Annotated in this window: 2 protein-coding genes (1 of these 2 only partly in view); both read left to right on the top strand. The window is 72.5% G+C overall.

Annotated elements, in window-relative coordinates; all coding sequences use genetic code 11:
• Positions 1 to 9,642 carry the 3' portion of a type I polyketide synthase gene (locus tag OG896_RS04245; RefSeq protein WP_329362501.1) on the top strand. The gene continues 6,798 nt to the left of window position 1, outside the view, so 9,642 of the gene's 16,440 nt are visible here — the last part of the coding sequence; its start codon lies beyond the left edge, outside the window; its stop codon occupies positions 9,640 to 9,642.
• A complete protein-coding gene (locus OG896_RS04240; RefSeq protein WP_329362499.1) occupies positions 9,643 to 26,814 on the top strand; it encodes a type I polyketide synthase in 17,172 nt (5,723 codons plus the stop codon).

The following is a 26,814-nucleotide window of genomic DNA, read 5'->3' as shown; positions in this document are numbered from 1 at the left end:
TCTGAGTCTGTTTCGGGTTCGGCTTCGGGGTTGGTGGCGTGGGTGGTGTCGGGTCGTTCGGAGTCGGCGGTGGTGGGTCAGGCGGTTCGGTTGGGTGAGTGGGTGGGTGGGGTTGGTTCTGGTGTGTCGGTGGGGGATGTGGGGTGGTCGTTGGCGGGGCGTGCCGCGTGGGAGCAGCGTGCGGTGGTGGTCGGGAAGGACCGTGCCGAACTGGTGCGGGGGTTGGAGGCGTTGGCGGCCGGTTTGCCGGGTGCGGGTGTGTCTCGGGGTGTGGTGGGTTCGGGTCGTTCGGCGTTGGTGTTCACGGGGCAGGGTGCGCAGCGGTTGGGGATGGGTCGGGAGTTGTGTGGGGCGTTCCCGGTGTTCGCGACGGCGTTCGATGAGGCGGTGGTGGAGCTGGATCGTCATCTCGGGTTTTCGTTGCGGGAGGTGTTGTGGGGTTCGGATGCGGGCCGGGTGAACGAGACGGTTGTTGCGCAGGCGGGGTTGTTCGCGTTCGAGGTGGCGTTGTTCCGGCTGGTGGAGTCGTGGGGGGTGCGGCCGGACTTCGTGGTGGGGCATTCGATTGGTGAGGTGGCGGCTGCGTGTGTGGCGGGGGTGTGGTCGGTGGAGGATGCCGCGCGGGTGGTGGCGGCGCGGGGGCGGTTGATGCAGGCGTTGCCGGCGGGTGGGGCGATGGTGGCGATCGGGGCCTCGGAGGCGGCCATTCGCGAGGAACTGCCGGAAGGTGTCTCCATCGCTGCGGTGAACGGTCCCTCGTCGGTGGTGGTGTCCGGCGTGGAGGACGCGGTGCTTGCGCTGGCGGACGTATTCGAGCGGCAGGGGTGCCGTACGAGTCGGCTGCGGGTGAGCCACGCGTTCCATTCCGCCCTGATGGAGCCGATGTTGGCCGAGTTCGGCGAGGTCTTGGAAGGGCTGTCGTTCGCGGCGCCGCAGATTCCGGTGGTGTCGAACGTGACGGGCGGCCTCGCGACAGCCGAGGACCTGTGCACCCCCGACTACTGGGTGCGCCACGTTCGAGAGGCGGTGCGGTTCGCGGACGGCGTCAGCTGGTTGGCGGGTGAAGGGGTGTCGCGCTGGGTCGAGATCGGACCGGACGCGGTGCTGTCCGGGATGCTCGCCCCCTGCCTCGACGCCGCCACCGAAGAGGACACCGCACCCGACACCGCTGAATCCGCAGCCACCGACGCGACCGTCTCCGTGAGCAGTTCGGCGGTCATCGTGCCGTTGGTGCGCCGTGATCGCCCCGAGGCGGCGGAAGTCCTCACCGGGATAGGCCGGTTGTGGACCTCGGGCGTCGCCGTGGACTGGCGCAAGACCTTCACCGGCCCCGCGCCCCGCCACGTCGTGGACCTGCCCACGTACGCCTTCCAGCGCCGGCACTTCTGGCTCGACTCCCTTGATTACTGGGCCGATCCGTGGGCCGGTGCGGCGCGAAGCGACATCGGGTCCAGCGGAGTGGAGGCGGTCGACCACCTGCTGCTGCGGGCCGTCGTGGAGCTGCCGGGTGAGAGCGGCACCGTCTTCACCGGTCGGCTGTCGCTCGCGGCGAACCCGTGGCTCGGCGACCACCAGGCGCTGGGCACCGTACTGCTGCCCGGGACGGCATTCGTCGAGATGGCGTTGCGCGCCGGCGGTCACCTCGGGTGCGACACGGTGGAGGAACTGACCCTGCAGGCGCCCCTGTTGCTGCCGGAGAGCGGCGACGTCGTGCTGCGCGTCGCCGTCGGCGCGGCGGATGCCGCCGGAGCCCGGCCCGTACGGGTGCACTCGCGGGTCGGCGACGGGGACGAGCCGTGGGTGCTGCACGCCGAGGGAGCCGTCACCGGTACCCCCTCCGTACGACCCGCCGCCGACCTCGAACAGTGGCCGCCGAACGGCGCCGCCCCCATCGACCTGGTGGGCTTCTACGACGGTCTGGCCGAGCGCGGGTACGGCTACGGCCCGGTGTTCCGCTGCCTGACAGCGGCCTGGCGGCGCGGCGACGACCTGTTCGCGGAGGTCGAACTCGCCCCCGAGGCCGTCGACGACGCCCCGCGCACCGGGGTCCACCCGGCGCTGCTCGACGCGGCCCTTCACGCCACGCTCCTCGGCGGTGGCGGCGACGACGGCGCGACGGACGGGAGCGACGGAGAACAGGCCGGTCCCATGGTGCCGTTCGCGTGGAGCGGTGTCGCCCTCCACGCCACCGGACCGACCGCCCTGCGGATACGTGTCCGCGCCAACGCCAACGGGGACGCCGGCTCCCGCGGCTCCATCGAACTACTCGCCACGGATGGCGCCGGCGCCCCCGTACTGTCCGTCGCCTCCATCGTCTCCAGGCAGGTCACCGCGACGCAGCTCGCCGGCCGGCGCGACGCGCACCCCTACCGCGTGACCTGGTCGGCCGGTCACCGCACCGCCACGACACCGGGGCGCCACGAGGACACCGGCCAGGCGCCCGGCGCCGACTGGGCTCTGGTCGGTGCGCCGACCACCGAGACGGCGACGCGCTTGCGGGCCGCGGGCATCGCCGTCCATCCGGACATCGCCGCACTCGCCGCGGCCGTCGACGCAGGGCTGCCCGCGCCTGCGGTCGTCCTCCTGCCGTGCGCCCCCGACGAGCCGGCCACCGACGTCGTCGCCGAGGCCCACTCCACCCTGCACGAGGTGTTCGAGGCGATGCGGGCCTGGCTGGCCGACGAGCGGTTCGCAGGCACCCGATGCTGCGTCGTCACCCGGAACGCCGTGGCCGTGGACGGTACCGCGGACCCCGCCTCCCTGACCTCGGCCGCCGTCCGCGGCCTGACACGCGCCGCGCAGGGCGAGCACCCGGACCGCCTCGTGCTGATCGACCTCGACGGCACCGACGCCTCCTACCGGGCGCTGCCCGCCGCCATCGCGAGCGACGAACCCGAAGTCGGCCTGCGTGCGGGCGAGATGCTGATCCCGCGACTGGTGAGCGCGCCCTCCGCGGAACGCCCGCCCGTCGCGTTCGCTCCCGACGGCACGGTCCTCGTCACCGGCGGCACCGGCGGGCTCGGTGCGCTCGTGGCCCGGCACCTGGTGACCGAGCACGGCGTGCGGCACCTGCTGCTCACCAGCCGCCGGGGCGCCGAGGCCCCGGGCGCGGCCGAACTGCGCGACGAGCTGGCCGCGTTGGGCGCGGACGTGGTGATCGCCGCCTGCGACGTGGCGGACCGCGCGCAGATCGCGGCCGTCATCGACGGCATCCCGGACGGGCACCCGCTGACCGGCGTGGTGCACGCCGCGGGTGTCCTGGACGACGGCGTGCTCTCCTCGCTGACCGCGGAGCGGATCGACCGCGTCATGGCGCCGAAGGCGGACGCCGCCTGGCACCTCCACGAACTCACCCGCGACGCCGACCTGTCCGCCTTCGTTCTCTTCTCCTCCGCCGCCGGAACCCTCGGCGCCGCCGGGCAGGCGAACTACGCGGCGGCGAACGTCTTCCTCGACGCGCTCGCCGAGCACCGCAGGACCGCCGGGCTGCCCGCGGTGTCCATGGCCTGGGGCCTGTGGGCCACGGACACCGGGATGGGCGGCGGTCTTGACGCGACCGCTGTCCGGCGGCTGCGACGCCAGGGGTTCCCGCCCATGTCGCCGGAGGAGGGGCTCGCGTACTTCGACGCGGCCCTGCGCTCCGATGCCGCGCTGCTCATGCTGTTGAGGCTCGACCTCGCCGCCCTACGGGCCCAGGTCGCGTCCGCCGGAGTCGACGCGCTCCCGCCTCTGCTGCGCGGCCTGGTGCCCGCGCCGTTGCGCCGGGCGGGCGGCAAGGGAACCCAGGACGGTTCCGCACTCGCCGCACGGCTCACCGCGCTGCCCGAGCGGGACCGCATGGCCTTCCTGCTGGGCGAGGTACGCGCGCAGGTCGCCTACGTACTTGGGCACGCGTCCCCCGAAGCGATCGAACCGGACCGCGCGTTCGGCGAGTTGGGCTTCGACTCGCTGAGCGCCGTCGAGCTGCGCAACGTGCTCAACACCGAGACCGGTCTGCGCCTGCCGGCCACCCTCGTCTTCGACTACCCGTCCGCCGCGGCGGTCGCCGCGTTCCTGCTGGGCGAGCTGACCGGCTCGACCGACACCGTGGACGCCGGAGCGGTGGCGTTCCGTACGCAGGTGGACGGTGACGACCCGATTGTGATTGTCGGGATGGCGTGCCGGTATCCGGGTGGAGTCTCCTCGCCCGAGGATCTGTGGCGGCTGGTGTCCGATGGCGTGGATGCGATATCGGAGTTTCCGACCAACCGCGGTTGGAACACGGAGGAGTTGTACGACCCGACGGGTGAGCGGGCGAATACCACATACACGATGCACGGTGGTTTTCTGCATGACGCGGGGGAGTTCGATCCGGCGTTCTTCGGGATCAGTCCGAATGAGGCGTTGGTGATGGACCCGCAGCAGCGGCTGTTGCTGGAGGTGTCGTGGGAGGCGTTGGAGCGGGCGGGTATCGACCCGGCGTCGTTGCGGGGAAGTGCGACGGGTGTGTTCGCCGGGATGATGTACCACGACTACGCGAACAACAACAACACCGGTTCCATCGCCTCGGGTCGGATCTCCTACACCTTCGGCCTGGAAGGGCCCGCGATCACCTTTGACACGGCGTGCTCGTCGTCTTTGGTCGCTCTTCATTCCGCGGTGCAGGCGTTGCGTTCGGGTGAGTGCTCGCTCGCGCTGGTGGGTGGGGTGGCGGTGATGGCGACTCCGGATGTGTTCGTGGAGTTCAGCCGTCAGCGTGGATTGTCGCGTGACGGTCGGTGCCGTTCGTTCTCGGAGGGGGCGGATGGTACCGGGTGGGGTGAGGGTGCGGGAATGCTGGTGGTGGAGCGGCTTTCCGATGCTCGGCGGAGCGGCCACCCCGTTCTGGGTGTGATTCGTGGGATCGCGGTGAATCAGGATGGGGCGAGTAATGGGTTGACGGCGCCGAATGGTCCGGCGCAGCAGCGGGTGATTCGTGCGGCGTTGGGTGCGGCGGGGTTGTCGGTGGTGGATGTGGATGTGGTGGAGGGTCATGGGACGGGGACGTCGTTGGGTGATCCGATTGAGGCGCAGGCGTTGTTGGCGACGTATGGGCGTGGTCGGGTGGAGGGTTTGCCTTTGTGGTTGGGGTCGTTGAAGTCGAATGTGGGTCATACGCAGGCGGCTGCGGGTGTGGGTGGTGTGATCAAGATGGTGGAGGCGTTGCGGCGGGGGGTGTTGCCGCGGTCGTTGTATGCGGGGGTGGCGTCGGGTGAGGTGGATTGGGCGTCGGGTGCGGTGGAGTTGTTGGTGGAGTCGCGGGAGTGGCCGCGGGTGGGTCGTGTGCGGCGGGCGGGGGTGTCGTCGTTCGGGATCAGTGGGACCAACGCTCACGTGATCATCGAGCAGGCGCCGGAGGAGGCCGAGTTGGCGCCTGTGGAAGTTGAGTCTGGGGTGGGTTCGGGTTCGGGGTTGGTGGCGTGGGTGGTGTCGGGTCGTTCGGAGTCGGCGGTGGTGGGTCAGTCGGCCCGGTTGGGTGAGTGGGTGGGTGGGGCTGGCAGTGGTGTGTCGGTGGGGGATGTGGGGTGGTCGTTGGCGGGGCGTGCCGCGTGGGAGCAGCGTGCGGTGGTCGTGGGGCAGGACCGTGCCGAATTCCTGCGCGGCCTGGAGGCGTTGGCGGCCGGCGAGGTGCGGGCCGGTGTCCTCCGGGGTGCGGTGGCGGAGGGCCTGACCGCGTTGGTGTTCACGGGGCAGGGTGCGCAGCGGTTGGGGATGGGTCGGGAGTTGTGTGGGGCGTTCCCGGTGTTCGCGGCGGCGTTCGATGAGGCGGTGGCGGAGCTGGACCGTCATCTCGGGTTCTCGTTGCGGGAGGTGCTCTGGGGTTCTGACACGGACCGGGTGAACGAGACGGTTGTTGCGCAGGCGGGGTTGTTCGCGTTCGAGGTGGCGTTGTTCCGGCTGGTCGAATCGTGGGGGATACGGCCGGAGTTCGTGGTGGGGCATTCGATCGGTGAGGTGGCGGCTGCGTGTGTGGCCGGGGTGTGGTCGGTGGAGGATGCCGCGCGGGTGGTGGCGGCGCGGGGCCGGTTGATGCAGGCACTGCCGGCGGGTGGGGCGATGGTGGCGATCGGGGCCTCCGAGGCGGCCATACGTGAGGAGCTGCCGGAAGGCGTGTCCATCGCTGCGGTGAACGGCCCCTCGTCGGTGGTGGTGTCCGGCGTCGAGGAGGCGGTGCTTGCGCTGGCGGACGCGTTCGAGCGGCAAGGATTCCGGACCAGCCGCCTCCGGGTGAGCCACGCCTTCCATTCCGCCCTGATGGAGCCGATGTTGGCCGAGTTCGGCGAGGTGCTGGACGGGGTGTCGTTCGCGGCGCCGCAGATCCCGGTGGTGTCGAACGTGACGGGCGCCCTCGCGACGGCCGAGGACCTGTGCACCCCCGACTACTGGGTGCGGCACGTTCGAGAGGCGGTGCGCTTCGCCGACGGCGTCAGTTGGTTGGCGGGTGAAGGGGTGTCGCGCTGGGTCGAGATCGGACCGGACGCGGTGCTGTCCGGAATGCTCACTCCCTGCCTCGAAGCCGCCACCGAAGAGGACAGCGCAGCCACCAACACAGCCACCAGCGGGGCCCGTTCGGCGGTCATCGTGCCGCTGGTACGCCGCGATCGCCCCGAGGCGGCCGAAGTCCTCACCGGGGTGGGCCGCTTGTGGACCTCGGGCGTGGCCGTGGACTGGCGCGAGACCTTCACCGGCCCCGCGCCGCGCCACGTCGTGGACCTGCCCACGTACGCCTTCCAGCGCCGGAACTTCTGGCTCGACTCCGTACGCGGGGACACGCGGCGCGACGCGGTGTCGCTGGGTCTGGGCGCCACCGGTTCGCCGCTGCTCGGTGCGGCCGTGCCGTTGGCGGAGGCCGACGGCGTGGTGCTGACCGGTCGGCTGTCACTCGCGACGCACCCGTGGCTCGCCGACCACCGCGTCGGCGGCATGGTGCTGTTCCCCGGCACCGGCTTCGTCGAACTCGCCGTGCAGGCCGGCGACCAGGTCGGCTGCGACGTACTGGAGGAGCTGACGATCGAGGCGCCGCTCGCGCTGCCCGAGCAGGGCGGGGTCCAACTCCAGCTCACTGTGGGCGAGATGGACGAGGCGGGCGGCCGTACGCTCACGGTGCACTCGCGCGGCGAAGAGGCGGAGTCGCCGTGGGTGCGGCACGCCAGTGGAACGCTCACCACCGGCCCGAGCGACCCCGGCGCGGACGTCGACCTCACCGACTGGCCGCCGGCCGGGGCCGAACCGGTCGACGTCGACGCACTGTACGAGCAACTGGCCGACGCCGGGCTGGAGTACGGCGCCGCGTTCCAGGGGTTGCACCGGGCCTGGATCGGCGGCGACGACATCTACGCCGAGGTGCGCCTGGACGAGCGGTTCACGACCGAGGCCGCGTCGTACGGCCTGCACCCGGCCGCGTTCGACGCGTGCCTGCACGCCATCGGCCTCAAGGCGGCGCACGAGGGTGAACCCGGCGCGGCGCGGCTGCCCTTCGCCTGGCACGGGGTGACCCTGCGGACCAGCGGCGCCGCCGCTCTGCGCGTGTGCGTCTCGCTCGCCGGCACCGGCGCGGTCTCGCTGTCGATGGCCGACGAGGCGGGCGGCCCGGTGGCGCACGTGCGGCAGTTGGCGCTGCGCGAGGTGTCGGCGGAGCAACTGGCGGCGGCGCGGGCCGCCGGGCACAACGACGCGCTCTTCCAACTCTCCTGGACACCCGTGCCGGTTCCGGTGCCGGAGCCCGCGCCCGCGTCCGCCGTGCCCGCGTGGTGCGAGTGGGAGGCGCTGTCCGACGACGAAGTGCCGCCCGCGACCGTGGTGTTGCGCTCGCACGGCGACGACGACACCGTGCAGGCGCGCGTGCACCGCGTCCTCGACGTGCTCCAACGCTGGCTCGCGGACGAGCGCTTCACGTTCGCGAAGCTCCTCGTCCTGACCGGCGGCGCGGTGTCGGTCGGCGGCGAGGACATCGCGGACCTCGCGGGTGCGGCGGTCTGGGGGCTGATGCGTTCCGCGCAGTCCGAGCATCCGGACCGGTTCCTCGTCGCCGACCTCGACGAAGCCGCGGCGTCGTTCGAGCCCGGCCAGGCGAGCGGCCAGGCGACCGGAGAGGTGACCGCGGCCGCGGCCGCGGCCGACGCGCTGATCGCCGCGGTCGTCGGGACGGGCGAACCGCAGATCGCGGTGCGCGGCGACCTCCTCCACGCGCCTCGGCTCGTCCGTGCCGCGGCCCCGGCACCGACCGCGGCTGAGGACACCGGTGCGGACGGCGGCCAACGCCCGGCGTCGTTCGACCCCGACGGGACCGTGCTGCTCACCGGCGCCACCGGAACGCTGGGCCGCCTCGTCGCACGCCATCTGGTCGTACGCTGCGGCGTCCGGCGTCTGGTGCTCACGAGCCGCCGCGGCATGGACGCCCCGGGCGCCGCCGAACTCGTCGCGGATCTCGCCGAACTCGGCGCCGAAGCGGCCCTCGTGGCCTGCGATGTCGCGGACCGGGCCGCCCTGGCCGCCGTGCTCGCCGCACATCCGGTGACAGCGGTGGTCCACGCGGCGGGGGTGCTCGACGACGGGGTGATCAGCGCGCTGACCCCCGAGCGGGTCGACACCGTGCTGCGGCCCAAGGTGGACGGCGCGCTCAACCTGCACGAACTCACCGAGGAGATGGGCACGAAGCTCTCCGCCTTCGTCATGTTCTCCTCCGCCGCCGGTGTCTTCGGCACCCCGGGCCAGGGCAACTACGCGGCCGCCAACGCCTTCCTCGACGCCTTGGCCGCACACCGCCGTTCTGCCGGCCGCCCCGCCCAGTCCCTCGCCTGGGGGCTGTGGGAGGACGACGAGGGCATGGCGGGCGAGCTGGACGTGGCGGGCCGGCAGCGGATGAGCCGCACGGGAGTCCGCCCGCTCGCGACCGACGAGGGGCTGGCGCTCTTCGACACCGCCCGCGGCCTCGACGCCGCCGTGCTCGTACCGATCCGGTTGGACCTCACCGCGTCCGCCGGCGGGCGCGGTGGCGGGCCGGACGACGTCCCGCCGCTGCTGCGCTCCCTGGTCCGTCGCACGTCCCGGCGGAGCGCGGACGGGGGGCCGGGCAGCGGTGCGGCGCTGCGCGGCCGGCTCGCCGACGCCACCGCGGAGGAACGCGACGCGCTGCTGTTGGACCTGGTGCGGACCCGGGCCGCTGAGGTGCTCGGACACGCGTCCTCCGACGCCATCGAACCCGATCGGGCGTTCAAGGAACTCGGCTTCGACTCGCTGAGCGCGGTGGAGTTCCGCAACCTGATCAACTCCGCCACCGGTCTGCGGCTGCCGCCGACGCTCGTCTTCGACTACCCCAACGCCCGCGCCCTGGCTGCCCATGTGCACGGCGAACTGCTGCCGGAGGAGGACCCGGCCGACCGCGAGGAGGCGGAGATCCGGCGCGTGCTGCACAGCATTCCGGTCAGCCGGCTGCGCGAGGCGGGCCTGATGGAACTGCTGCTGGAACTCGGCGGAGCGAACGGCCCGGACTCCGGCGCGTCGGCCCCGGGCGCGGCCGACGGCGGACCGTCCATCGACGAGATGGACACCGCGGCACTGATCAGCATGGCACTTGACGGGCATGGCTTTGACGAGCCGACACAGGAAACGGGAGAACTGTAGATGTCCAGCTCTGACCAGAAGCTTGTCGAAGCCCTCCGCTCCTCCCTCAAGGAGACCGAGCGGCTCCGCGCCCAGAACCAGAGTCTCGTTGCCGGTGCCCGCGAACCGATCGCGATCGTCGGGATGGCGTGCCGGTATCCGGGTGGTGTGGAGTCGCCGGAGGATTTGTGGCAACTGGTGTCCGGCGGTGTGGACGCGATCTCCGAGTTTCCGACCAACCGCGGTTGGAACACGGAGGAGTTGTACGACCCGACGGGTGAGCGGGCGAATACCACGTACACGAAGCACGGTGGATTCCTGCATGACGCGGGGGAGTTCGATCCGGCGTTCTTCGGGATCAGTCCGAATGAGGCGTTGGTGATGGACCCGCAGCAGCGGTTGTTGCTGGAGGTGTCGTGGGAGGCGTTGGAGCGGGCGGGTATCGACCCGGCGTCGTTGCGGGGAAGCGCGACCGGTGTGTTCGCCGGGATGATGTACCACGACTACCCGGCCAATGCCAGCACGGGCTCCATCGCCTCGGGCCGGATCTCCTACGTGCTGGGCCTTGAGGGGCCGGCGGTGACGGTGGACACCGCGTGCTCCTCCTCCCTGGTCGCGCTTCATTCCGCTGTGCAGGCGTTGCGTTCGGGTGAGTGCTCGCTCGCGCTGGTGGGTGGGGTGGCGGTGATGGCGACTCCGGATGTGTTCGTGGAGTTCAGCCGTCAGCGCGGATTGTCGCGTGACGGTCGGTGCCGTTCGTTCTCCGAGGGGGCGGACGGCACGGTCTGGGGTGAGGGCGCGGGAATGGTGGTGGTCGAGCGGCTTTCCGACGCTCGGCAGAACGGGCATTCCGTGTTGGCGGTGGTGCGGGGTTCCGCGGTGAACCAGGACGGGGCGAGTAACGGGTTGACGGCGCCGAACGGTCCGGCGCAGCAGCGGGTGATTCGTGCGGCACTGCGTTCGGCCGGGTTGTCGGTGGTGGACGTGGATGTGGTGGAGGGGCACGGCACGGGGACGTCGTTGGGTGACCCGATCGAGGCGCAGGCGTTGTTGGCGACGTACGGGCGTGGCCGGGCGGAGAACTCGCCTTTGTGGCTGGGCTCGTTGAAGTCGAACATCGGTCATACGCAGGCGGCTGCCGGTGTCGGTGGCGTCATCAAGATGGTGGAGGCGTTGCGGCGGGGGGTGTTGCCGCGGTCGCTGCATGCGGGGGCGGCGTCGAGTGAGGTGGACTGGGCCTCGGGCGCCGTGGAGTTGCTGGTGGAGGCACGGGAATGGCCGCGGGTGGATCGTGCACGGCGGGCGGCGGTGTCGTCGTTCGGGATCAGCGGGACCAACGCCCACGTGATCATCGAGCAGGCACCGGAGGAGGTGGAGTCGGCGCCGGCGGAGTCTGAGTCTGTTTCGGGTTCGGGTTCGGGGTTGGTGGCGTGGGTGGTGTCGGGTCGTTCGGAGTCGGCGGTGGCGGCTCAGTCGGCCCGGTTGGGTGAGTGGGTGGGTGGGGCTGGCAGTGGTGTGCCGGTGGGGGATGTGGCCTGGTCGTTGGCGGGCCGCTCCCAATGGGAGCACCGTGCGGTGGTCGTCGGGCAGGACCGTGCCGAACTGGTCCGAGGGCTGGAGACGTTGGCGGCCGGCGAGGCACGGGCAGCGAATGTGTCCCGCGGGGTGACGGCATCGGGTCGTTCGGCGTTCGTGTTCACGGGGCAGGGTGCGCAGCGGTTGGGGATGGGTCGGGAGTTGTGCGGGGCGTTCCCGGTGTTCGCGACGGCCTTCGACGAGGCGGTGGCCGAGTTGGACCGCCATCTCGGGTTCTCGTTGCGGGAGGTGCTGTGGGGGTCTGACACGGACCGGGTGAACGAGACGGTTGTGGCTCAGGCGGGGTTGTTCGCGTTCGAGGTGGCGTTGTTCCGGCTGGTCGAATCGTGGGGGATACGGCCGGAGTTCGTGGTGGGGCATTCGATCGGTGAGGTGGCCGCTGCGTGTGTGGCGGGGGTGTGGTCGGTCGAGGATGCCGCGCGGGTGGTGGCGGCACGTGGCCGGTTGATGCAGGCGTTGCCGGCGGGCGGCGCGATGGTGGCGATCGGGGCGTCCGAGGCGGCGATTCGCGAGGTGTTGCCGGAGGGTGTGTCGGTTGCTGCGGTGAACGGTCCCTCGTCGGTGGTGGTGTCCGGGGTCGAGGACGCCGTCGCCGAACTGGCGGACGTATTCGAGCGGCAGGGGTGCCGTACGAGTCGCCTGCGGGTGAGCCACGCGTTCCATTCCGCCCTGATGGAACCGATGTTGGCCGAGTTCGGCGAGGTCTTGGAAGGGCTGTCGTTCGCGGCGCCGCAGATCCCGGTCGTGTCGAACGTGACGGGCGCCCTCGCGACAGCCGAGGACCTGTGCGACCCCGACTACTGGGTGCGCCACGTTCGAGAGGCGGTGCGCTTCGCCGACGGCGTCAGCTGGCTGGCGGATCAGGGGGTGTCGCGCTGGGTCGAGATCGGACCTGACGCGGTGCTGTCCGGGATGCTCACCCCCTGCCTCGAAACCGCCACCGTAACTGACGAGACGCATGCGGCGAGTTCGGCGGTCATCGTGCCGCTCGTACGCCGTGATCGCCCCGAGGCGGCGGAAGTCCTTACTGGGGTAGGGCGGTTGTGGACCTCGGGCGCCACCGTGGACTGGCCCAAGACCTTCACCGGCCCCGCGCCCCGCCACGTCCTGGACCTGCCCACCTACGCCTTCCAACGCCAGCACTACTGGCTGCACCCTCTGGAGTTCCTCGCCGAGTCCTGGCTCGCGGCCGAACTGGGCGGCAGGCCCGAGGCGATGGGGCTGAGCGCGGTCGAACACCCGCTGCTCGGTGCCGTTGTGGCCCTGCCGGAGACCGACGGGGCCGTCTTCACCGGCCGGCTCGCGCTCGACACGCAGGAGTGGGTCGCGGACCACGACGTCCTCGGGGCCGTCCTGCTGCCCGGCACCGCCTTCGTCGAACTCGCGATCCACGCGGGCGACCACTTCGGGTGCGACGTCGTTGAGGAGTTGACACTCCAGGCGCCCCTGGTCATGCCCGACAGCGGAGGCGTCCTGCTCCGGGTCACCGTCGGCGGCGCGGACGGCTCCGGTGCCAGGTCGCTGACCATCCACTCGCGTCCCGAAGGCGCCGACCAGCCCTGGACACCGCACGCCGAAGGACTCCTGCGCGTGGGTGCGGCGACGCCCTCGTACGACTTCACCCAGTGGCCGCCGGCCGGCGCCACGCCCATCGACGTCACCGGCGGCTACGAGCGCCTGCTGGACCGCGGGTACGGGTACGGCCCGGCCTTCCAGGGCCTCACCTCCGCCTGGGAGCGCGGCGACGAACTGTTCGCCGAGGTCGCACTGCCCGACGCGGCACACCCCGACGCCGCCCGGTTCGGCCTGCACCCGGCCCTCTTCGACGCGGCCATGCACGCGGCCCTGCTCCAGGAGGAGGAGACCGGCGAGGAGACGCTGCTGCCCTTCTCGTGGAACGGCGTCTCCCTCTTCGCGTCGGGTGCCACCGGGCTGCGGATGCGGATGCGCGCCGAGGGCCAGGACAGCGTGTCCATGGAGATGGCCGACGCGTACGGTCAACCGGTCCTGTCCGTCGGGTCGTTGGTGTCCCGGGCGGTCTCGTCGGAGCAACTGGGCGCGGCCCGGGCGGCGGGCGCGGCACAGAACCAGGCGCTGTTCCGGGTGGAGTGGACCGCGACTGCCGTCTCCCAGGCTCAGCCGGAGACGTCGGAGTGGGTACTGCTCACCGCGGACACGGACGGCCCGGAGACGGCCGAACTGCTCGGCATGACGGGGCGATCCGCGTACCGCGATGTCGCGGCGCTGCGGGCCGCCCTCGATGACGACGGAGCCGCCGTCCCCCCGGTCGCGCTTCTCGCCCTGCCGCCGGACGCGACCGCGGGTCCGGTCCCCGCCGCGGTACGGGCTCGCGCGGCGACCGTCATGGCGGCGGTACAGGGCTGGCTCGACGATGACCGCTTCGCCGGCTCGCGGCTCGTGGTCGTGACCCGCGGCGCGGTCGCCACGGCCGACGGCGACGACATCGACCTGGCGCTCGCCCCCGTCTGGGGACTGGTGCGGGCAGCGCAGGCCGAACAGCCGGGCAGGTTCGTACTGGTGGACCTCGACGACGACCACGCGCCGGAGTTGCTGCGTGCCGCCGTGGCCGCCGGCGAACCCGAGATCGCGCTGCGCGACGGCCAGGCGCGGGTGCCGAGGCTCGCCCGGGTCGCGCCCGACGAGATCACCGCCGCGGTCACCGGCCCCGACACCGACCCCGACCCCGACATGGTCACCGGCGCGGACACCCCGCGACTCGACCCCGAACGGACGGTGCTGGTCACCGGCGGCACCGGCGGCCTCGGCGCCCTCGTGGCCCGCCATCTGGTGGCGGCCCACGGCGCACGGCACCTCCTCCTGACCAGCCGCCGCGGCCTCCAGGCACCCGGCGCCGAGGAACTGCGGGCGGAACTCGTCGCGGCGGGCGCCTCCGTCACGGTCGCCGCGTGCGACGTGAGCGACCGGGACGCGCTGGCCGCCCTGCTCGCCGGAATCGACCCCGCGCATCCGCTGACCGCGGTCGTGCACGCCGCCGGCGTGGCCCACAACGGACTCGTGACGGCGCTGACCGACGAGCGGCTGGACGCTGTTCTCGGGCCCAAGGCCGACGCCGCCCACCACCTGCACGAGCTGACCGGCGACCTCGACCTGTCGGCGTTCGTGCTCTTCTCGTCCGCCGGCGGCCTGCTCTTCGCCGCCGGACAGAGCGCCTACGCCACCGCGAACGTCTTCCTCGACGCGCTGGCCGCACACCGCCGGGCCCACGGCCTGCCGGCGACCTCCCTCGTCTACGGCCTGTGGGGTGTCGAAGCGGGCCTCGGCGCGGCCCTCGGCGACGCCGACCTGCACCGGATGAAGCGGCAGGGCTTCCCGCCGCTGTCCGCGGAGGAAGGACTCGCCGCGCTCGACGCCGCCCTGCGCGGAGCCGGGCCGGCGAGCACGCCGCCGTCCGCCGCACCGGCGGTGCTGGTGCCGTTGCGCGTGGACACCGCGGCGCTGCGTGCCCGTGGCGAGGTCCCCGCCCTGCTGCGCGGGCTGGTGAGGAGCCGTCAGGTGTCCGGCACCGGCGGACCGTCCCAGGGCACCGCCCTGGCCCAGCGGCTGGCCGGCCTGCCCGCGGACGAGCGCCGCGGCGTCCTGCTGGATCTGGTCCGCGACCGCGTGGCCGCGCTGCTCGGGCACGGGTCCTCCGACGCGATCGAGCCGGACCGCGCCTTCCAGGAACTCGGCTTCGACTCGCTCACGTCGGTCGAGCTGCGCAACGTCCTCAACACGGAGACCGGCCTGCGCCTGCCGGCCACCCTCGTCTTCGACTACCCGACCGCGTCCGACGTCGCGCGGTACCTCGACGACGAGATCGCCGGAGCCGTGGCGAACGTGCCGGTGACCCCGCTGCCGCTCACCCGTCAGGACGCCGAGCCGATCGCGATCGTCGCCATGACCTGCCGCTACCCGGGCGGCGTCTCCTCGCCCGAGGACCTGTGGCGACTCGTGGCCGACGAGGTGGACGCGATCGCGCCCTTCCCGACCGACCGCGGCTGGGACCCGGACGTCTACGACCCCGAGCCCGGCAAGGCGGGGAAGTCGTACGCGTCGGAGGGCGGATTCCTTTACGACGCGGCTGACTTCGACGCCGACTTCTTCGGCATCAGCCCCAGCGAGGCGCTTTCCATGGACCCGCAGCAGCGGCTGCTGCTGGAGGCGTCCTGGGAGGTGTTCGAGCGGGCCGGGATGGACCCCACCGCGCTGCGCGGCAGTTCGACCGGTGTCTTCGCCGGCCTGATGTACCACGACTACGGCCAGGGCAACGGCGGCGCCAGCACCAGCGGCGGAAGCCTCGTCTCGGGCCGGATCGCCTACACCTTCGGCCTGGAGGGGCCGGCGGTGACGGTGGACACGGCGTGCTCCTCCTCCCTGGTGGCGCTGCATCTGGCGGTGCAGGCGCTGCGTTCGGGCGAGTGCTCGCTCGCGCTGGCGGGCGGTGTCGCCGTGATGGCCACGCCGGAGATGCTGATCGAGTTCAGCCGCCAGCGCGGCCTCGCTCCCGACGGCCGTTCGAAGTCCTTCTCGGACGCGGCGGACGGCACCGGCTGGGGCGAGGGCCTGGGCCTCCTGCTGGTCGAACGGCTCTCCGACGCCCGCAGGAACGGGCACCCCGTCCTCGCGGTGGTGCGGGGCTCCGCCGTCAACCAGGACGGCGCCAGCAACGGCTTCTTCGCGCCGAATGGTCCGGCGCAGCAGCGGGTGATTCGTGCGGCGTTGGGCGCGGCGGGGTTGTCCGTGGTGGACGTGGACGTGGTGGAGGGGCACGGCACCGGGACGTCGTTGGGTGACCCGATCGAGGCGCAGGCGCTGTTGGCGACGTACGGGCGTGGCCGCGCGGAGAACTCGCCTTTGTGGTTGGGGTCGTTGAAGTCGAATGTGGGTCATACGCAGGCGGCTGCGGGTGTCGGTGGTGTGATCAAGATGGTGGAGGCGTTGCGGCGGGGGGTGTTGCCGCGGTCACTGCACGTGGGAACGGCGTCGGGTGAGGTGGACTGGGCGTCGGGCTCGGTGGAGTTGTTGGCGGAGGCTCGGGAGTGGCCGCAGGTGGGTCGTGTGCGGCGGGCGGGGGTGTCGTCGTTCGGGATCAGCGGGACCAACGCGCACGTGATCATCGAGCAGGCACCGGAGGGGGAAGAAGCGCGAACGGTGTCGGCGGGGGTTGGGCCGGCGCCGCTGGAGATTGCGGCGGAGTCCGAGTCTGAGTCTGTTTCGGGTTCGGGGTTGGTGGCGTGGGTGGTGTCGGGTCGTTCGGAGTCGGCGGTGGTGGGTCAGTCGGCCCGGTTGGGTGAGTGGGTGGGTGGGGCTGGCAGTGGTGCGTCGGTGGGGGATGTGGCCTGGTCGTTGGCAGGGCGTGCCGCGTGGGAGCACCGTGCGGTGGTGGTTGGGCGGGACCGTGCCGAACTGGTGCGGGGGTTGGAGGCGTTGGCGGCCGGTTTGCCGGGTGCGGGTGTGTCTCGGGGTGTGGCGGGTTCGGGTCGTTCGGCGTTCGTGTTCACGGGGCAGGGTGCGCAGCGGTTGGGGATGGGGCGGGAGTTGTGTGGGGCGTTCCCGGTGTTCGCGGCGGCGTTCGACGAGGCGGTGGCGGAGCTGGATCGCCATCTCGGGCTCTCGTTGCGGGAGGTGCTCTGGGGCTCGGACGCGGCCCGGGTGAACGACACCGTCATCGCTCAGGCGGGGTTGTTCGCGTTCGAGGTGGCGTTGTTCCGGCTGGTCGAATCATGGGGGATACGGCCGGACTTCGTGGTGGGTCACTCGATCGGTGAGGTGGCCGCTGCGTGTGTGGCCGGGGTGTGGTCGGTCGAGGACGCGGCGCGGGTGGTGGCGGCACGGGGCCGGTTGATGCAGGCGCTGCCGGCGGGCGGCGCGATGGTGGCGATCGGGGCGTCCGAGGCCGAGGTGTGCGCGGAACTGCCGCAAGGCGTGTCCATCGCTGCGGTGAACGGCCCCTCGTCGGTGGTGGTGTCCGGGGTCGAGGACGCCGTGGCCGAGCTGGCGGACGTATTCGAGCGGCAGGGGTGCCGTACGAGTCGCCTGCGGGTGAGCCACGCGTTCCATTCCGCCCTGATGGAGCCGATGTTGGCCGAGTTCGGGGAAGTACTGGCGGGGGTGTCGTTCGCGGCGCCGCAGATCCCGGTGGTGTCGAACGTGACGGGCGCCCTCGCGACGGCCGAGGACCTGTGCACCCCCGACTACTGGGTGCGCCACGTTCGAGAGGCGGTGCGCTTCGCCGACGGCGTCAGCTGGCTGGCGAGTGAGGGGGTGTCGCGATGGGTCGAGATCGGGCCTGACGCGGTGCTGTCCGGAATGCTCACCCCCTGCCTCGAAGCCGCCACCGAGGAGGACGGCGCAGCCGCCAACGCGGCGACCAGCGCGGCCAGTTCCGCGGTCATCGTGCCGCTGGTGCGCCGTGATCGCCCCGAGGCGGCGGAAGTCCTCACCGGGGTAGGGCGGTTGTGGACCTCGGGCGTGGCCGTGGACTGGCGCGAGACCTTCACCGGCCCGGCGCCTCGCCACGTCGTGGACCTGCCCACCTACGCCTTCCAGCGGAAGCGGTACTGGCTGGACGCGTCACGCGGCGGAACGGACGTGGGCGCGGCGGGACTTGAGGCCGTCGACCACCCGCTGCTCAGCGCCGTACTGCCGTCGCCCGACGGTGACTCCGTCGTGCTGACCGGGCGCCTCTCGACGGAAACCCACCGTTGGCTGGCCGACCACGACATCCTCGGGGCGGTCCTGCTGCCCGGTACCGCGTTCGTCGAACTCGCGTTGCGCGCAGGGCTGGAGGTGGGCTGCGGGGGTCTGCGGGAACTCGCCCTGCACGCCCCGCTGGTCCTCCCGGAGCGCGGCGGCGTAGCCGTCCAGGTGGTGGTGCGCGCGCCTGACGCCGCAGGTCTGCGGGAACTCGCGATCCACGCGCGGCCGGAGGAAGACGGCGAAGAGGCCGTCTGGACCCTGCATGCCGAGGGCGTCCTCACCCCTGAGCAGGAAGCCCCGGCGTTCGACCTCGCCGCGTGGCCGCCACCTGGTGCGGTGCCCGTCAAGGTGGCGGGTGCCTACGAGCGGCTGCTCGGCGCCGGCTACGTCTACGGCCCGGCCTTCCAGGGGCTCAAGTCCGCCTGGCGGCGCGGCGACGACCTCTTCGCCGAAGTGGAGTTGCCGGAGGAGTCCCACGCCGACGCCTCCCGATTCGGGCTGCACCCCGCCCTGCTCGACGCCGCCCTGCACGTCAATCTGGTCGCCGCGGGGGACTCCGACGACGAGGACCGCACCGTGGTCCCGTTCGCCTGGAACGGCCTGGCGCTCCACGCGCGCGGGGCCACGGCGCTGCGCGTGCGGCTGACACCGCAGGAAGCCGGACGGACGGCCGATGGCGGTCCGGCCCCGGCCGGGATGTCCATCGTCGCCGCGACCGCCGACGGTCAGCCCGTGTTCAGCGTCTCCTCGCTCGTCGCCCGCGAGGTCTCCCCGGAACAGCTCGCGGCGGCACGCCGTACGGAGCAGGTCCCGTACCACCTGGGGTGGGCCACGCTGCCCGCGCCCACCGGCACGGCCGACGCGCCGAGTTGGGCGGTCATCCGGCCCGCCGGAGCAGCCGAACCGGCGACCGGCCGGCCCGGAGCGACCGAACCCCCCTCGTTCACCGGTCTGGAGGCGCTGGGCGCGGCGCTGGAAGCCGGACAGCCGCTCCCCGACGCGGTCGTCCTGCCGTACGCCGCCCTTCTCGACGGCGCCGACGGCACTGACGGCGCGGACGGCCCCGGCCTGACCGTCATCGCCCACCGTGCCCTTGAGGTCGTGCAGTCCTGGCTCGCGGACGAGCGTTTCGCGCCGTCCCGACTGGTGCTGCTGACGGACGGGGCGATCCGCCTGCCGGAGGACGGCGAGTCCGCGTCCGAGGCCCGGCCCGAAGCCGTGCCCGAAACCGTGCCCGAAGCAGTACCCGAGGCCGAAGCCCTGTCCGAGGCCGTGCTGTCGGCATCGGCGGTGTGGGGCCTGGTCCGGGCGGCCCACAGCGAGAACCCGGGCCGCTTCGTCCTCGTGGATGCCGACGCCGCCACCGATCCGTGGACCGCGCTGCCCATCGCCCTCGCCACCGGCGAGGCGGAGATCGCGATACGGGACGGCGTCATGCGGACGCCTCGACTGGTCAGGTCGAGCACCGTGCCCAGCGACGCCGAACCCGTCTGGGACGCGCACGGGACCGTGCTGATCACCGGCGGCACCGGCGGCCTGGGCGCACTGATGGCCCGTCACCTGGTGACGGCCCACGGGGTGCGACGGCTGCTCCTGGTCAGCCGCCGGGGTGCCGAGGCCCCAGGTGCGGCCGAACTGCGCGACGAGCTGGCCGCGTTGGGCGCGGACGTGGTGATCGCCGCCTGCGACGTGGCGGACCGCGCGCAGATCGCGGCCGTCATCGACGGCATCCCCGCGGCGCATCCGCTTACCGGCGTGATCCACACCGCGGGCGTGCTGGACGACGGCGTCGTCTCCGCCCTCACGCCCGAACGGCTCGACACCGTGCTGCGGCCGAAGGCCGTGGCCGCCTGGCACCTGCACGAGCTCACCCGCGATCTCGACCTGTCCGCGTTCGTGCTGTTCTCGTCGATGGCCGGCACGTTCGGCGGCATCGGCCAGGCCAACTACGCGGCGGCGAACGTCTTCCTCGACGCCCTGGCCCAACGGCGCAAAGCCGCCGGCCTGCCCGCGGTGTCCATGGCGTGGGGCCTGTGGGCGACCGGCATGGGTGGCCAGTTGACGCAGGTGGAGGTACGGCGCCTCGGCAGGCAGGGCTTCCCGCCGCTGTCCGACGCCGAGGGCCTGGCCCTGTTCGACGAGGTCATGCGGTCGGACGCCGTCACGCGGTCCGGACAGGCGCTGACCGTGCTGCTCCGGCTGGACCCCGCCGCCCTGCGCGCCCAGGCGGTGTCCTCCGGCTTCGTCCTGCCGGTACTGCGCGACCTCGTGCGCGTGCCCGCCCGGCAGAGCGTGGTGAGCGCCGCCGCTTCCGGCCTGGCCGGCCGGGTGACGGGCCTGGCGCCCGCCGAGCGGCACGCGTTGGTGCTCACCCTTGTCCGGCAGCACGTCGCCGACGTGCTCGGGCACGCGTCCTCCGACGCGATCGAACCGGACCGTGCCTTCAGCGACCTCGGCTTCGACTCGCTGGCCGCCGTCGAGCTGCGCAACAGCCTCAACACGGCGACCGGAATCCACCTGCCGGCCACCCTGGTCTTCGACTACCCGAGCGCCGAGGCCGTCACGGCCCACCTCGTCGACGAACTGACCGGCGCCGCGCAGGCGTTGGCGCCGGTGGCGTTCCGTACGCAGACGGACGATGACGACCCGATCGTGATCGTGGGGATGGCGTGCCGGTATCCGGGTGGCGTGGAGTCGCCGGAGGATCTGTGGCGGCTGGTGGCGGACGGTGTGGACGCGATCTCCGAGTTCCCGACCAACCGCGGTTGGAACACGGAACGCATCTTCGACCCGACGGGTGAGCGGCCGAACAGCACCTACACCCGGCACGGTGGTTTTCTGCATGACGCGGGGGAGTTCGATCCGGCGTTCTTCGGGATCAGTCCGAATGAGGCGTTGGTGATGGACCCGCAGCAGCGGTTGTTGCTGGAGGTCTCGTGGGAGGCGTTGGAGCGGGCGGGTATCGACCCGGCGTCGTTGCGCGGGAGCGCGACGGGTGTCTTCGCCGGGATGATGTACCACGACTACGCGAACAACAACAACACCGGTTCCATCGCCTCGGGTCGGATCTCCTACACCTTCGGCCTGGAAGGGCCCGCGATCACCATCGACACGGCGTGCTCGTCGTCCTTGGTCGCCCTTCACTCCGCGGTGCAGGCGCTGCGCTCCGGCGAGTGCACGCTCGCGCTGGTCGGCGGTGTCGCCGTGATGGCGACCCCGGACGTCTTCATCGAGTTCAGCCGCCAGCGCGGCCTTGCTCCCGACGGCCGTTCGAAGTCCTTCTCGGAGGGGGCGGACGGTACCGGGTGGGGTGAGGGCGCGGGCATGCTAGTGGTGGAGCGGCTTTCCGATGCCCGGCGGGGTGGGCATTCGGTGTTGGCGGTGGTGCGGGGTTCCGCGGTGAACCAGGACGGGGCGAGTAACGGGTTGACGGCGCCGAACGGTCCGGCGCAGCAGCGGGTGATTCGTGCGGCGTTGGGTGCGGCCGGGTTGTCGGTGGTGGATGTGGATGTGGTGGAGGGGCACGGGACGGGGACGTCGTTGGGTGATCCGATCGAGGCGCAGGCGTTGTTGGCGACGTATGGGCGTGGCCGGGCGGAGAACTCGCCTTTGTGGTTGGGGTCGTTGAAGTCGAACATCGGTCATACGCAGGCGGCTGCGGGTGTGGGTGGTGTGATCAAGATGGTGGAGGCGTTGCGGCGGGGGGTGTTGCCGCGGTCGCTGTATGCGGGGGCGGCGTCGAGTGAGGTGGACTGGGCCTCGGGCGCCGTGGAGTTGCTGGTGGAGGCACGGGAGTGGCCGCGGGTGGATCGTGCACGGCGGGCGGCGGTGTCGTCCTTCGGGATCAGCGGGACCAACGCCCACGTGATCATCGAACAAGCCCCCGACGAGCCTGAGTCGGCACTGGTGGTGGGCTCGGAATTGCCGCTGCTGGAGGGGGCGGCGGAGGCCGACGGGGCTGAGTCTGAGTCGGGTTCGGGGTTGGTGGCGTGGGTGGTGTCGGGTCGTTCGGAGTCGGCGGTGGCGGCTCAGGCGGGCCGGTTGGGTGAGTGGGTGGGTGGGGCTGGCAGTGGTGTGCCGGTGGGGGCTGTGGCCTGGTCGTTGGCAGGCCGCGCCGCGTGGGAGCACCGTGCGGTGGTCGTCGGGCAGGACCGTGCCGAACTGGTCCGGGGGCTGGCGGCGTTGGCGGCCGGCGAGGCGCGGGCGGCGAATGTGTCTCGCGGGGTGACGGCCTCGGGTCGTTCGGCGTTCGTGTTCACGGGGCAGGGTGCGCAGCGGTTGGGAATGGGGCGGGAGTTGTGCGGAGCGTTCCCGGTGTTCGCGACGGCCTTCGACGAGGCGGTGGCCGAGTTGGACCGCCATCTCGGGTTCTCGTTGCGGGAAGTGCTCTGGGGTTCTGACACGGACCGGGTGAACGAGACGGTTGTGGCTCAGGCGGGGTTGTTCGCGTTCGAGGTGGCGTTGTTCCGGCTGGTCGAATCATGGGGGATACGGCCGGACTTCGTGGTGGGTCACTCGATCGGTGAGGTGGCCGCTGCGTGTGTGGCCGGGGTGTGGTCGGTCGAGGATGCCGCGCGGGTGGTGGCGGCACGGGGCCGGTTGATGCAGGCGTTGCCGGCGGGCGGCGCGATGGTGGCGATCGGAGCCTCGGAGGCGGCCATACGTGAGGAACTGCCGCAAGGCGTGTCCATCGCGGCGGTAAACGGCCCCTCGTCGGTGGTGGTGTCCGGCGTGGAGGACGCCGTCGCCGAACTGGCGGAGGTGTTCGCGGGGCGGGGCTGCCGTACGAGTCGCCTCCGGGTGAGCCACGCGTTCCATTCCGCCCTGATGGAGCCGATGTTGGCGGAGTTCGGGGAGGTGCTGGACGGGGTGTCGTTCGCGGCGCCGACGATTCCGGTGGTGTCGAACGTGACGGGTGGCCTCGCGACGGCCGAGGACCTGTGCACCCCCGACTACTGGGTGCGCCACGTTCGGGAGGCGGTGCGGTTCGCCGACGGCGTCAGTTGGTTGGCGGATCAGGGGGTGTCGCGCTGGGTCGAGATCGGACCGGACGCGGTGCTGTCCGGGATGCTCACCCCTTGCCTCGAAGCCGCCACCGAAGCGGACAGCGCAGCCGCCAACACAGCCACCAGCGGGACCAGTTCCGCGGTCATCGTGCCGCTGGTACGCCGGGATCGCCCCGAGGCGGTCGAAGTCCTCACCGGGATCGGGCGGTTGTGGACATCCGGCGCCACCGTGGACTGGCCCAAGACCTTCACCGGCCCCGCGCCGCGCCAGGTCGCGGACCTGCCCACCTACGCCTTCCAACGCCAGCACTACTGGCTGCTCCCTGAGGACCACGCCGACGTGGCCTCCGCGGGCCTGGACACCCCCGATCACGCCCTCCTGGGCGCGGCCGTCACGCTCGCGGAGTCCGAGGCCGTCCTCCTCACCGGCCGGCTCTCCGTGGCGACCCACCCGTGGCTCGCCGACCACCGCGTCGGCGGCGCGATCCTCTTCCCCGGCACCGGCTTCGTCGAACTCGCCGTGCAGGCCGGCGACCAGGTCGGCTGCGACGTGCTGGACGAACTGGTCCTGCACGCCCCGCTGATCCTCCCGGAGGAGGGCGGGGTCCAGGTGCAGGTGTCCGTCGGGGAGCCGGGGGAGGCCGGCCCGGGAGACGCCCGCAGGTCACTGACCATCCACTCGCGGCCCGAGGGCGACGACCAGTCCTGGACACTGCACGCGGAGGGGTTCCTGGGCACCGGCGCGGCGGCACCGTCGTACGACTTCACCCAGTGGCCGCCGGCCGACGCCACGACCATCGACGTCGACGGCGCCTACGAGCGGCTGGCGGAGTACGGCTACGGCTACGGTCCGGCCTTCCAGGGGCTCAAGGCCGCCTGGCGGTGCGGCGAGGACCTGTTCGCCGAAGTGGAGCTGCCCGAGGACGCGCACCAGGACGTCAGCCGGCTCGGAGTCGACCCCGCCCTGCTCGACGCCTCCCTGCACATCATGGCCTTCGCCGGAATCCGCGAGGACGACACCCTGGGCGCCACCGTGCTGCCCTTCTCCTGGAGCGGCCTGTCGGTCCACGCCGAGGGCGCGCGGGCGGTGCGGATACGGATCGCCGCGACGGGACCGCAGGCGGTGTCCGTGGAACTCGCCGACCCCACGGGCGCCCCCGTCGTCCACATCGAGTCGCTGATGCTGCGGGAGGCGTCGCCGGAGCAGTTCCGGGTGCCTGCCGCGGGGCGCAAGGAGCCGCTGCTGCGGATCGACTGGACGCCGGTCGCCCTGCCTGCCCGCGCGGTGCCCTCCGCGCTGATCGGCTCCTTCGCGGACCCGACCGGGTTCGGCGACGCCGCTTCCTACGCGGACCTCGCCGCGCTCACCGCCGCAGTCGAGGCCGGCGCCGCCGTACCCGAGGTGGTCGCCGTACGGGTGGACGCGGTGGCCGCCGTGGACGGCCCGCCCGGGGAGGCGGACATGCCCGCCGCGGTGCGTGGGACCGTCCACGGTGTCCTGGCACTGGTCCAGGAGTGGCTGGCGGAGGAGCGGTACGCCGGGTCGCGGCTGGCGGTCGTGACCACCGGTGCGGCCGACGGCGGCGACGTTCGGCTGGAGCAGGCACCGGTGTGGGGTCTGGTGCGGGCGGCGCAGGCGGAGAACCCGGGCCGCTTCCTGCTCGTGGACGTCGACGGCACCCCCGAGTCCGAGCGGGCGCTCGCGGCCGCCGTCGCCGGGGACGAGCCGGAGACGGCGCTGCGCGGCGGTGAACTGCTCGCGCCGCGGCTGGTCAGGGCCGAGGAGGAACCGGCCGAGAGCGAACCGGCCGAGAGCGACCCGGCGGAAGGCGAACCGCGCGAGGGCGACTCGGGCGAGGCCGAACCGGGCGTGCTCGCCGGCGACGGCACCGTACTGGTGACCGGCGGCACCGGCGGGCTCGGCGGCCTGGTCGCCCGGCACCTGGTGACCGCGCACGGCGTCCGGCACCTGCTGCTGGTCAGCCGCAGCGGGCCGGACGCCCCGGAGGCGGAGGAACTGCGGGAGGAGCTGCGGCGGGCCGGCGCCGAGGTGGCGATCGCCGCGTGCGACGTCTCGGACCGCTCGGCGCTCGCCGGCGTCCTCGCCGCGATCCCCGACGGGCATCCGCTGCGGGCCGTGGTCCACGTCGCCGGTGTCGCCCACAACGGGCTGGTCTCCGCGCTGACCCCGGAGAACGTCGAGACGTCGCTGCGGCCCAAGGCCGACGCCGCCTGGCACCTGCACGAGCTGACCCGGGAGATGGACCTGGCGGCGTTCGTGATGTTCTCCTCCGCGGGCGGCCTGGTGCTGGCCGCGGGACAGGCGGGCTACGCCGCGTCGAACGTGTTCCTCGACGCGCTGGCCCGGCACCGGCGCGCCCTGAACCTGCCGGCGTGCTCCCTCGCCTACGGCCTGTGGGACGTGGCGACCGGGCTGAGCCGGTGGCTGACCGACGCGGACCGGGAGCGCATGAAGCGCCAGGGCCTGCCCGCGCTGACCGAGCAGGAGGGCCTCGCGGCGTTCGACGCGGCGCTGACCACCGCGCACCCGACGCTGGTGCCGCTGCGGGTCAACCCGAAGGGGCTGCGCGGCTGGTCCGGTGAGCCGCCGGCGCTGCTGCGGGGGCTCGCGCCGAAGGCCAGGCGCCGTGCGGCGGGCGGCGGCGCCGACGCGGTCTCGCTGCGCCGGCAGCTGGCCGGCATGGCCGAGGCCGAGCAGAAGCGGGCCATCCAGGACGTCGTGCTGCGGTACTCGGCGATGGTGCTGGGCCACAGCGGGCCGGAGGCCGTGGAGCCCGAACGGGACTTCCTGGAGTCCGGCTTCGACTCGCTCAGCGCCGTCGAGCTGCGCAACCACCTCAACGCCACGACGGGGCTGCGGCTGCCGCCCATGGCCGTCTTCGACGCCAAGACGCCCGCCGAGCTGGCGTCCCGGCTGCACGAGGAGCTCGCCGGCCAGCTCGACGGGACGCTCACCGGGCAACCCGCGGCGGCGCAGCAGCCGGAGCAGGCGCCCGGCCGCCGCCCCGACACGCTGTCGGAGCTGTTCCGCGGCGCGGTGCTGTCCGACAACGTCCCGCAGGGCTTCGACCTGCTGCGGGCGGTGGCCGCGCTGCGGCCGGTGTTCTCCTCGGTCACGGAGCTGGAACACCCGCCCGTCGGGGTGCGGTTGGCCGACGGCCCGGCCACGAACCGGCTGATCTGCATCAGTTCGCCGATGGCGACGGCCGGCCCGCACCAGCACGCCCGGCTGGCGGCGCCCTTCCGCGGCCTGCGCTCGGTCAGTTCGCTGCCGACACCCGGCTTCGGACACGGGGAGAGCCTGCCGTCGTCCGTCCAGGCCGCGACCGCCGCGTTCGCGGCCGGCGCCGTCGAGACGGCGGCCGGCGAGCCGTTCGTGCTCCTCGGCTACTCCGGGGGCGGGGTGATCGCCCACGCCGTGGCGGTCCACCTGGAGCAGCACATGGGCGTCCGTCCCGCCGGCCTGGTGCTGATCGACACCTACCAGGTGGACACCGGCGACGGCGACCAGCGCGACCTGATGCGGCAGCTGGTGATGGGGCTGGTGGCCAAGGACTCGGAGTACGAGATGTTCGACAGCACCGTGCTGTCGGCCATGAGCTGCTACTTCGACCTGGTCCCGCAGTTCACCGTCGGGGAGTTGCGGGCACCGGTGCTGTTCGTCGGGGCGGAGGAGTCGTTCCTGCCCGGCGCCGGCGACTCGGCCGGCCCCGACGACGACTGGCAGGCGAAGCCCTGGGACAGCCGCCAGGAGTACCGGACCGTCCCGGGCAACCACTTCAGCCTCATCGAGGGGAAGGCAGCGGACACCGCGCGGGTCGTCCAGGAGTGGCTGACCACCCTGGACTGA

This window comes from Streptomyces sp. NBC_00669 (assembly GCF_036226785.1).
GTDB lineage: Bacteria > Actinomycetota > Actinomycetes > Streptomycetales > Streptomycetaceae > Actinacidiphila.
Note: the sequence above shows the minus strand (reverse complement) of the source record. Positions and strands in the feature narration are given on the sequence as shown.

What these genes read in the sequence shown, in the direction of transcription:
- OG896_RS04240 (WP_329362499.1), top strand. Translation starts at nt 9,643, where the DNA reads ATGTCCAGCTCTGACCAGAAGCTTGTCGAAGCCCTCCGCTCCTCCCTC.